This is a genomic window from Pseudodesulfovibrio sp. 7M6, assembly GCF_050058625.1.
GTDB lineage: Bacteria > Desulfobacterota > Desulfovibrionia > Desulfovibrionales > Desulfovibrionaceae > Pseudodesulfovibrio > Pseudodesulfovibrio salinus.
On sequence record NZ_CP188816.1, the window covers coordinates 1,519,547 to 1,529,919 of the forward strand.

8 protein-coding genes and 1 pseudogene are annotated in these 10,373 nt (G+C 54.2%); 3 read left to right on the forward strand and 6 right to left on the reverse strand.

The genetic code is table 11. The annotated features are described in order from the left end of the window. Positions 1–47: 47 nt before the first annotated feature. The 3 genes and pseudogenes from ACI0FG_RS07200 to ACI0FG_RS07210 all read right to left on the reverse strand — a co-directional run. Positions 48–1,145 (reverse strand): annotated as a pseudogene (locus ACI0FG_RS07200) (succinate--CoA ligase subunit alpha); the annotation flags it as partial. Further along, positions 1,142–1,528 carry a hypothetical protein gene (locus ACI0FG_RS07205; RefSeq protein ID WP_419787867.1) on the reverse strand — a complete coding sequence of 129 codons (387 nt, stop codon included), beginning with the start codon at positions 1,526–1,528 and terminating at the stop codon, positions 1,142–1,144. The gene ACI0FG_RS07205 and the pseudogene ACI0FG_RS07200, both read right to left, overlap by 4 nt. 36 nt (positions 1,529–1,564) lie before the next feature. Beyond that, entirely contained in the window at positions 1,565–1,963 is a 399-nt protein-coding gene (locus ACI0FG_RS07210) for an ATP-grasp domain-containing protein (protein ID WP_419788370.1), read from the reverse strand. Between the two features lie 135 nt (positions 1,964–2,098). On the opposite strand from ACI0FG_RS07210, the gene ACI0FG_RS07215 reads away from it, so the two are divergent. After that, the gene (locus ACI0FG_RS07215) at positions 2,099–2,812 is read left to right on the forward strand and encodes a hypothetical protein (RefSeq protein WP_419787868.1); all 714 of its coding nucleotides are present in this window, start codon (positions 2,099–2,101) and stop codon (positions 2,810–2,812) included. Between the two features lie 5 nt (positions 2,813–2,817). Here ACI0FG_RS07215 and ACI0FG_RS07220 read toward each other — a convergent pair whose 3' ends face one another. From ACI0FG_RS07220 to ACI0FG_RS07230, 3 genes are all read right to left on the reverse strand, one after another. Next, on the reverse strand, positions 2,818–3,240 hold the full coding sequence (locus ACI0FG_RS07220; RefSeq protein WP_419787869.1) for a response regulator: 423 nt from the start codon (positions 3,238–3,240) through the stop codon (positions 2,818–2,820). A 28-nt stretch (positions 3,241–3,268) separates the two neighbouring features. Next, positions 3,269–4,180 (reverse strand): exopolyphosphatase, encoded by a 912-nt coding sequence (locus tag ACI0FG_RS07225; RefSeq protein ID WP_419787870.1) that lies wholly within the window; start codon positions 4,178–4,180, stop codon positions 3,269–3,271. A gap of 91 nt (positions 4,181–4,271) precedes the next feature. Then, positions 4,272–5,390 carry a tRNA nucleotidyltransferase gene (locus tag ACI0FG_RS07230; protein ID WP_419787871.1) on the reverse strand — a complete coding sequence of 373 codons (1,119 nt, stop codon included), beginning with the start codon at positions 5,388–5,390 and terminating at the stop codon, positions 4,272–4,274. A gap of 48 nt (positions 5,391–5,438) precedes the next feature. On the opposite strand from ACI0FG_RS07230, the gene ACI0FG_RS07235 reads away from it, so the two are divergent. Continuing rightward, positions 5,439–6,350, forward strand: a complete 912-nt coding sequence (locus ACI0FG_RS07235; RefSeq protein ID WP_419787872.1) for a biotin--[acetyl-CoA-carboxylase] ligase — start codon at positions 5,439–5,441, stop codon at positions 6,348–6,350. A 63-nt stretch (positions 6,351–6,413) separates the two neighbouring features. Further along, complete coding sequence (locus ACI0FG_RS07240; RefSeq protein WP_419787873.1) at positions 6,414–10,115, forward strand: pyruvate carboxylase; 3,702 nt, start codon at positions 6,414–6,416, stop codon at positions 10,113–10,115. Positions 10,116–10,373 lie beyond the last annotated feature (258 nt).

Sequence of the window (10,373 nt, forward strand, 5' to 3'; positions counted from 1 at the left end):
TTAAGCTTTTGTTCGATGCCCCCCTGTTGTTCAAGGATGGCACCGGTGTGTCCCAGCCGTTTCCCCGCAAGCGCTGTTCGTCCTGCAATAAAGGAAATTACGGGTTTGCCGAAACCGGTATGGCGGACGTATTCAGCCAGATTCTCCCCGGCTTGTCCACCGATTTCGCCGAGTACGACAACTGCTTCAGTTTTATCATGATTTCGTATCATTTCGACCAGATCGATGAAGCTTGTCCCCACAAAGGGATCGCCGCCAATGCCGATGCATATGGATTGACCAATACCTATGGAACCCAGGCGGTAGGCGATTTCATAGGTCAATGTGCCGCTGCGAGACAGGATGGCTACCGAACCTGAGCTAAATGGAGTGGTGGGCATGATGCCTATATTGGTCATTCCCGGCAGGAGGATGCCGGGAGTATTGGGGCCGATGATTCTGGTGGGTGAGTGGTTGATTTTTCCAAGCACCGCAATCAGTTCGTGTTGGGGGATTCCTTCGGTTATGCAGGCTGTCAAAGAAATCCGATTTTCCGCAGCTTCCAGTATGGCATCCGGGGCATGGGCTGGTGGCACGAAAATGATGCTGGCCCCAATGTCATGCCTGCGCCCGGCCTGGGCAACGGAGTCGTATACCGGCACTCCTTCCACCGTCGGGCCGTCTTTGAAGGGAGTAACACCAGCTATGATGTTTGCGCCGTAATCGGGCATTAGGCGAGTGTGTAATCTGCCTTCGCGACCTGTTATACCTTGAACAAGGATTTGTGTATTCTCTTTTATTTCAAAGATTTCATACTCCAGGTGTGATCCTGTGGTTTTGATGCTGCGGGGAGATGGCTGTTCCGGATCAGGGTAATGCGGCTTGATATTTTTGTTCGGCGCCAGTTGGTGGAGAACCTCAAGAGCCTCGCGCATATTGGAGACAATGTGCAGGTTCTTCTCGCCCAGATTCCTCAGGATGTTCAGACCGGACTCAGCATCTTTTCCGGCCATGCGGACGACAATGTCTTTGGGTGGGGCTTGGCCGTCCAATGCTCCTTTCAAGGCCTGCGCTACTTTTTTACAGGAGAGGATGCCGCCGAAGAGGTTGATGAAAAGAGCCTGAGCGGGCGGATCTTCAAATAACAGGCCCAGGGCAATTCTCATGCGCTGTTGACCACCAACCCGACCCAACAGGGCAGCCGAATGAAGGAGAGGCCCGCATCACGCGCCTTATTCTCTTCACTTGTCGCGTGCTCCCGTTGATAATACCGTTCCATTGAAGAATTGAGGTCCAGGAAATTGTCATCGACTTCCATTTTCCCCTTCAGAGCCAGCAGACGGTTTTCTTTATCCAGGATTAACGGGTTGATTTCAGCAAGGAGAAGGCCGTTGTCCATTAAGCAATGGAACAAGGCGTCCAGTAGGGTGTTGAAAGCGGAGAAAAGTTCTTTTCCCAGGCAGAGATGGAAGAAAGCCGCCCGGACCTGATGTGTCTCTATTTTTCCTGGCAAGTGTATTCCCTGAGTTGAGCAGGTTGGTAGCGCCAAGATTTTCGATTTCTACGCCGTCCTTACGGCCTCCGGTCAACAGCAGGCAACAACGGGGGCGGGAGACGGATAGAGAAAGGTAAAATTCTCGTTCAATGTTGCAGGCGGGTTCAACCCGAAGCAGGGGAACCGAATACCCCTTGATAGGTGAGCCCCAATATGGTGTCGGCGACGGGAATGAACTCTTCCGCACGGTCTAACGCGGAAGATGCCTCCGGCTTTGCCTCTCCCTCCGGCTGGTACCTGTGCCTTGAGATACCAGGGCAGGGGGAAGGAAGGACGCGCATTTGCTTGCTCTCCACCATGGATGAGTATTCCTGGGGGGACGGGGATGTCGGATTGTTGAAAGAGGGGCTTGCTCATATGTTCATTGAGCAGCATAATGAACTCCTTTGCGCGGTAGCGTCCATTTGCGGCGGCTGGCAGGGGGGGCATCAAACGGTTGACCCGATTTCTGTTAGGGGAGACAATTTTCAGGAAGATAAGATAGAATACGTCAATGTGCCAGGAGTTCTCATGTCCGGTTTGAAAGAATTTGCCGATCAGCTACAGGAAGAGGTGGTTTCGGATATGGCCGAAGCCTACTTTGGAGAGCGCAAGGACCTGGATGAGATGATTGAGGCCTTTGGAAGAATGGCGGAACAGGTCCAAGCACTTCGGCCTCATGTCCTGGATGCTGCGGCTCGCATGGATTGCCTCCTGCTGGATAGGGAGACTGCCAATAGCTTTTATCAGGCAATCGGAGTGGATTCTTCCAGAATGTCTTTACCGGCTCAAAAGCCTCGCCCTATTTTTCCCAAGTTGCCATTCGCCTTTACCGGGCATGGCCGATACGAGCGTTGCGTCTTTAGAGTCTATGACCTCTTTCACTCCGTGGCGGATGAATACCTCAACGGGCGACATTTTGATGATCCGGAGTACAAGGGGCGCAAACGATTGACGCCTCATTATCTGCGTATCAAGTCTTTGGCCGAGCATCTCAATGTGGAAATCGACAAGGTCAACCAGCGATCCGTGTGTGGAGCGTTGCAGTATGTGAAGAATATGGACCCGGAACATGCCCGGCAGGAGCGGCTGATGGGGGATACGGATTGCCGGGGCGATGCCTTGAATCGCGATTTGCAGTTTGTGAGGATTGATTTCGAGGCGTTGCAACTACTAGAAATCCCAGATCTACCGCCTCTTTACAAGGTAAAGGCCGTTTTGAAAACGTTCTGCTCGCGCGTTTATGAGCACCGCAGGGATGAGGCTATTCAGGCTATGCAGCGGTTGGTCGAATCGTAGTAAACTCAGGCGGAGGGGCGTAAGACCCCGACTTTTTCCAATTCGCCCAGAAAAGAGCCCGGGTGTGGAAAGGCTTCTTTGGGAATATAAGCTTCGGCTCTGCCTCGAAAAAAGGATCGGCTTACGTTTTTTACATCCCGGTGAGCGGTCAACATGACCAGTTTGAAGTTCTTTGTGGAATCGACTTCATATTTTTCTTCGATTCCTCTCAACTGGCGCACTACCTCATGGCCGTCCATGCCCGGCATTTCAATGTCCATGAATACGGCCTGGAACGGCGCTTTTTCCTTGAGGTAATGCTCAAATTGCAGCACCGCGTCATCGCCGTTCAGGGCAATGACACAATTGGCATAGGGTTCCAGTTTGCGGGCTACCAGGACGGCAAAACGTTCATCGTCGTCAACAATGAGAAAATGTGGCAGGGGCATATGCGCTCCTCATTACCCCGCAGACGATTCAGCCGTCTGCGTTGATGCTGTCGATCAGCTTTTTGAGTGTTTCCGAAACTTCGCTTTCCGCAACCTGGCAAGTTCCCACGGCTCTGTGGCCTCCGCCGCCAAAGGAGAGCATGAGTTTGCCAACGTCGGTCTTGCTGGTTTTATTCAGGATGGAATGACCAACGGTGAAGACCACATTCTGCCGCTTGAATCCCCAGATGATACGTATGCTTATGTTGCAATCCGGGAAGAGGGTGTAAATCATGAAGCGGTTGCCGCAGTAGATGGTCTCCTGATTGCGTAAATCAAGCACCACGGCGTTATCATAGACCGTGGCGCAATCCTTTACCATCTTGATGAAATGAGGCTCATCTTCCTTGTATTTTCGGACCCGTTCCTGAACATCTCCGATTTCCATGATTTCTTCCGCCGTCATGGTACGGCAGTATTCGATCATATCGAGCATCAGCTGATAATTGCTGATGCGATAATCGCGGTAGCGTCCCAGGCCGGTGCGCGGGTCCATGATGTATCCCAGCAGTACCCAGTCGGAGGGGGCAGTGATGTCATCCGGGGTCAGATTGGCTGAGTCCACCTTGTCCACGGCATCCAGCATGGGGGTGAATTTCGGGGGAAATTTGTCGGCTCCATAATAGTCGTAGATGACTCGGGCACAACTGCGGAGCGGCTTGCTCATACCTTCGAATTCTATGTCGCCCAGTCGGTCCTGCTCGCTGGTGTGATGGTCAAACCACAGCCCGCACCCTTTGACGTAGGGCACGTTGGCCAGCACGTCCTTCTTGGTTACCTCGACCTTTCCGTCCTGCAGGTCCTTGGGATGAGCAAAGAGGTAATCGTCTATGATGTTAAGGTGTTTGAGCAGGGTGGCGCAGACCAGTCCATCAAAGTCAGAGCGAGTAACAAGCCGCATAATACATCTCCATTCTTGCTTTTTATCAGATACTATAAGGAGTCTGGACGATAGTTCTATTATTATACAACCAGATACTTAATGCAAATGTTTAAGTTTTGTTTTTTGAAGCCGTGATGAGAGCCTGGGCTCGTAAATCCCGCAGGTGGCGGCCGGATTCGGCATCAAGATTTCGTAACTCCAGAGGAAGATGGACTTTCAGTATGATAGCCAGATCTTGGCGAGCCTGATGGGCCAAGTCACGATCATAGTCTGCCCGGACAAGTGCGAAAACGGTTTCAAGGGTCCGGGACTGATGAAGGTGCATGAGCAGATCTACCTTTGTTCCAGGCCTGAGCTCGGCATAATTGGCTGCCACCATATGCCATCGCGCTCCGTTGGCTCCGGCCGAAGCATAGGCATTGGAGAGACGAAGGCGTTGTGCCAGATCGGTCGATGGAGATTCGCCCTTGATATCGTGGCCATAGTGATGCGGCCATTCGTCGGCATCGGTCATGGTTTTGCCTATGTCGTGGCACAGTCCGGCCCATACGGCTATGGGATCACCGGCCAGGGCGTCCATGACGCGGCATGTGTGCTCCAGCACGTTTGTATCGTGATAGGGCAGCGGGCCGGCCGGAATTGACTCGCTATCGGCAAATTCCGCAAACCAGGGGGCCAGACAGCCTGTACGTTCCAAAAGACGTAGAAAATTGCCCGGTTGAGTGGCGGAGAGCGCTTTTCGAGTTTCCGCGCCGATTCGGTCCGGAGCAATGGTTTCGAGCAGCCCTTGCGATGCTATATCGCGCATCGTATCGATCAATTCCTCATGGGGAGTGAAGTCCGGCAACACGGCCCAAAACCTTGCGGCGCGGAGTACGCGAAGCGGGTCGTCGAAAAAAGACTGCCGGGATGCGGGGCGAAGCATCCGCTTGTGTAAATCCTCCAAGCCTTGCGGGTGGCAGGTCAGCTCTCCGTTTTCATCAAGGAGCAGGGCGTTGACAGTCAGGTCGCGTGACCGTAAGTCCATTTCGAGAGAGTCGGCGCGAGGGAATGAAAATTCAATACCGTTCACAAGGAAAACCGGGAAAGCGTGTCCCACTTCCTTGGCTTCCGGGTGTTCAGCCTGAAAGGTTTCCCTGGAGGTTTCTGTTATCAGGTAATCCCTGTCGGCAAAGGAACGCCCCAAGAGTAAGTCGCGGACGGCTCCGCCAGCGAGATATAGTTTCATACAGCTGCATATAGCAAAAGGTAACCCATGCTGTCACAAGGAATTTTCGTGTGGAAATCCGGAGGAGGGGAGGACGAGCCGTCCTCCACACCTGATCTCCTGGCCCGAGTACATCCCACCTGGAAGGCTCTTGTTGACTCCTGTGGTCCGTTTACGGATGGCGTGGAAGACTCCGGTTCGTCTTTTTTGCGGGGCACCTGCCTGCAGGACCCGCCGATAGTGGTTACCCATTCTTGTGCCACAACCATGACGGCGGCGCGGTTTCTGGCTTTGTCCGGCTCCTTGGGGCCGTGGGGAAGTGTCGTTGCTGCGGAACAGGTGCAGGGAAGAGGGCAGTTGCGACGATTCTGGGTTTCCACGCCGGGGAATCTTCATGCCTCCATGGTGTTGCCGGAACCACCTGTGGACGGGCCTTGGCGGGAAGCGTTGCCCGATCTGCGTCCTTTGGTCATGGGGTATGTAATCAGCGAGGTGCTGATGGAGCTGGGAGCGAATCTCAAGCTCAAATGGCCCAATGATTTGCTGCAGGACGGTCGTAAGATTGGCGGCCTTCTCATTGAAGAAGTAAAGGGTGCCGTTATTCTGGGGTTGGGGTTGAATCTTGTTGCCTCGCCGCCTGACGAACAAATGCGCGAAGATTGTTCGGCTCCTGCCGGAGTTTTGCAAATGCCGTCGAGGGCGCTGACCGCCGCCGCCCTGTGGCAGGTGCTTGTAACCCGTGGGAAAAGCGTGTACGAATACTTGCTTGACGACCAGACTCCTTCCCGATTCCTGTCACGGGTCGCGAATCGGCTTGCCTGGATAGGCCAGACTGTTCTGGTTCGGGAGGGTGGCTCGGGAGAGTACACTGCGGTCGTCAAGGGGTTATCTTCCAACGGTGGGCTCGTCATGTCGCGAGGAGAAAGGGAATCCATCCTTTACTCCGGTTCCATATATCCTCTCAGGACGCCGTGCTTTTAAAGCAGTGCGGCGTCTGTGTGACAGCTATTACATTCTTATTGTTCAAGGAGATCAGTGAAATCCATGAAGCCGAAGTCCTTTGATGAGGTTCTCGAAGAGGTTCGGGGCAAGCGGATTCTCGTTGCCAACCGGGGCATCCCGGCACGCCGTATCTGCCGCTCTATTACGGAAATGTTCGACGCCAAGGCGATTATGACCGCCACTGACGTGGATAAAACCTCTCCCGCAACCTCCGGTGCCAATGAGCTTCTGATGCTCGGTGCCGATCCGCGAGCCTATCTCGATCTCGATCTGGTTATCCGTGAGGCCAAGGCCCATGGTGTGGTTGCCATCCACCCCGGTTGGGGCTTTTGCTCCGAGGACGACAGCTTCCCCGCCAAATGTAAAGCGGCGGGCATCATTTTCATCGGTCCCCCTCAGGAACCCATGCGTATCTTGGGTAACAAGGTTGCCGTGCGCAAACTGGCTATGGAGCAAGGCGTGCCCGTTGTTCCCGGTTCCGAGGGCGCCGTATCCATTCCCGAGGCTCGCAAGATCGCCGGGGAGATCGGATTCCCCGTCATGCTCAAGGCGGAAGGCGGCGGAGGCGGCCGCGGTATTTACGAAGTGTACAAGGAAGAGGATCTGGAAAACGCCTTTTCCAAGGCCTCGGCGCTTGCCCAGGCTTCCTTCGGCAATCCCCGCCTTTACGTGGAAAAATTGCTGACCTCGGTTCGTCATATCGAGATTCAGGTCGTGGCGGACCAGCACGGCAATGTCTTCTGTTTTGATGAACGTGACTGTTCGGTCCAGCGCAACCATCAGAAGCTGATCGAAATCACGCCTTCTCCCTGGCCCAAATACACTGAAGAGCTTCGTGCCCAGCTCAAGGAATATGCGAAGCGGCTGGTCTCGGCCGTGGGGTATTACTCCTTGGCCACGGTCGAGTTCCTGGTTGACGCCGAAGGTGTTCCCTACCTCATTGAGGTCAATACCCGCCTTCAGGTGGAGCACGGTATCACCGAATGTCGGTACGGAATTGATCTCGTTGAAGAACAGATCGCCATCGCCTTCGGAGCGGAGCTGCGTTGCACCGAGGAAAGCACCAAGCCGTTTCAGTGGGCGTTCCAGTGCAGAATCAACTGCGAGGACCCGCAGAAACATTTCGAGCCGAACTCCGGCCGTATCACCCGATACATTTCGCCCGGCGGCCAGGGCATCCGCATCGACTCCTGTGTGGGTGACGGATACTATTTCCCGTCGAACTACGATTCCGCCGCAGCATTGCTCATCGCCTACGGCAACTCGTGGAAGAAGGTCGTTGCGTTGATGAACCGCGCCCTGCGCGAGTACATGATCGGTGGGCTCAAGACGACCATTCCGTTTCATCGGAAGATTGTTTCCCATCCCAAGTTCGTCAATGCGGATTATGATACCAATTTTGTTCGGCAGAGTTATGCCGAGCTTATGGACTATAAGGATCGTGATCCGGATTCCCTGCGTTTGACCCGGTTGGTCGCCGAGATATCCGCCCTGGGCTACAACAAGTATGTCCAGCTTGGTGAGTATCGCGGCCGCGACGACAGAAGGGTGGGGCGTTTTGCCGTGGCCGAGCCGCCGGAGATTTCCTCCTGGTTTGAGCCGAAGTTCTCGCGCGGTATGGATCGCGATACGATTCTCGATACCCTTCGTTCGGATCGTGAGGCCGGTATCATTCACATGACCGACACCACGACTCGCGACATCACGCAGTCAAACAGCGGCAACCGTTTCAGGCTTGCTGAGGATGCCCTTATCGGTCCACATCTGGACAAGTGCGGCTTCTTCTCGCTTGAGAACGGTGGTGGTGCGCATTTTCATGTAGCCATGCTGGCCAACATGACCTACCCGTTCACCGAAGCGGCGGAGTGGAACAAGTTCGCGCCCAATACCCTCAAGCAGATTCTCGTTCGTTCGACAAACGTCCTCGGCTACAAGCCGCAGCCCAAAAACGTGATGCGGCTTACCGGCGAGATGATCAACGAGCATTACGACATCATTCGCTGTTTCGACTTCCTCAACCATGTCGAAAATATGCGTCCCTTTGCCGAGGTGGCGCTTGCTTCCACCAAGAACATCTTTGAGCCCGCGCTTTCCCTGTCCTGGGCCAAGGGATTCAATGTTGACCGCTATCTGAAGGTTACCGGAGAAATCATTGCCATGTGTGCTGATGTTGCCGGTGTCAGCAAAAAGCAGGCTCAACGGATGATTATCCTCGGACTTAAGGATATGGGCGGAGTCTGTCCTCCCAGGTTCATGCGGGAGTTGATCTCCTGCATCCGGCAGCAGTATCCGGAGCTGGTCATTCACAGCCATCGCCACTACACCGACGGTCTGTTTGTTCCGACTATGGGTGCGGCCGCCGAGGCTGGCGCGCACATCGTGGACGTCGCTCTCGGCGCTTCCGTGCGTTGGTACGGTCAGGGCGAAGTCCTTTCGACGGCTACCTACATTGAGGATGAGATCGGGCTCAAGACGCACCTTGATAAGGATATGATTCGCTCCACCAACTTCCTGTTGAAGCAGATCATGCCGTATTATGATCGATACACCGCACCGTTCTTCCAGGGCATAGACCACGACGTCGTGCGCCACGGTATGCCGGGTGGCGCGACTTCCTCGTCTCAGGAAGGCGCGCTCAAGCAGGGATACATCCGCCTGCTTCCGTATATGCTCAAGTTCCTGGAGGGCACGCGTAAGGTTGTTCGCTATCATGACGTGACTCCCGGCTCGCAGATTACCTGGAATACTGCATTCCTTGCAGTTACAGGTGCTTATAAACGGGGCGGGGAACGTGAGGTTCGTCGACTCCTGAACATTCTGGATATCGTGACTTTGTGCAAGGAAGAAGAATTGACGGAGTTGGAGCGCGATGCACGCCTTGCCCTGTACCGCGATGCCAATGACGCCTTCCGTAATCTCCTTCTCGGAAAGTTCGGCAAGCTGCCTTTGGGCTTCCCGGCTGATTGGGTGTACCAGTCCGCTTTCGGAAAGGGGTGGGAAGATGCCATCAATATGCGCACCGAAGTCTCTCCCCTCGAAACGTTGCCTGACGTTGATCTGCCTGCGGAGAAGGAGGCACTTCAGTCCCGTCTGCATCGGCAGCCCACCGAGGAAGAGTTCGTCATGTATCTCAACCATCCCGGTGATGCCATAACCACCATTGATTTCTGCGAGAAGTACGGCAATATCAACAAATTGCCAGTTGATGTGTGGTTCGAGGGCTTGGAGAAGGGCGAAGTGCTCAACTTCCAGGGCAACTGCAACAAGCCGCACCGTATGCGTATCCTCGACATCTCCGAACCCGACGAGAACGGTATGGCCGTTGTTCGCTATGTGCTGGATTCCGAGATTACGAGCCATCAGGTCAAGGTTGCCGAGCCTGACGCGGGAGGCCGTGAGGCCACGCCCATGGCTGACCCGGCCAACCAGTTCCAGGTCGGCTCGCCCAGCAACGGCGATCTGTGGGTCATGCATGTCCGTCCCGGCGACATGGTCAAGGCTGGTGAGGAGCTGTTCAACATCTCCATCATGAAGCAGGAAAAATCCGTGTTGGCACCTGTGGACGGCATGGTCCGCCGAGTGCTTAAGGCCGCCAACTTCACCGAGGACAAAAAGATGGTTCCGGTTGTGGAAGGGGAGCTTCTTGTGGAGCTTGGACCCGCAGCCGGTATCTGTCCCACCTGCAAGACGGAAATGCCTGTTGAGCGGGCTAACTTCTGTCCCAACTGCGGGCAAAAATTGTAGAAAAAAGTTGCCAGAATCGCAAATTGGTCCTTTTGCCACGTTTGCTTCTCTGAACAACCAAATCATGACATAATTTAGGGCAGACAGCATGTAACATGCTGTCTGCCCTTTATTTTTTGTATTCAGCGAAATCGGAGTAGTAATTTTTGGTGGTGAGTTCCTCTATGGTTCAGCATGATTAATGGTATATTGGTCGGACCAATAGATTCATTGACGAAGCCCGTATATACCGTGTAGGCGGTGTTTATCTGAATTTCA

Coding starts and splice junctions, on each gene's coding strand:
- ACI0FG_RS07210 (WP_419788370.1), bottom strand. CDS start 1,963: ATGCCCCCCCTGCCAGCCGCCGCAAATGGACGCTACCGCGCAAAGGAG.
- ACI0FG_RS07215 (WP_419787868.1), top strand. CDS start 2,099: ATGGCCGAAGCCTACTTTGGAGAGCGCAAGGACCTGGATGAGATGATT.
- ACI0FG_RS07220 (WP_419787869.1), bottom strand. CDS start 3,240: ATGCCCCTGCCACATTTTCTCATTGTTGACGACGATGAACGTTTTGCC.
- ACI0FG_RS07225 (WP_419787870.1), bottom strand. CDS start 4,180: ATGCGGCTTGTTACTCGCTCTGACTTTGATGGACTGGTCTGCGCCACC.
- ACI0FG_RS07230 (WP_419787871.1), bottom strand. CDS start 5,390: ATGAAACTATATCTCGCTGGCGGAGCCGTCCGCGACTTACTCTTGGGG.
- ACI0FG_RS07240 (WP_419787873.1), top strand. CDS start 6,414: ATGAAGCCGAAGTCCTTTGATGAGGTTCTCGAAGAGGTTCGGGGCAAG.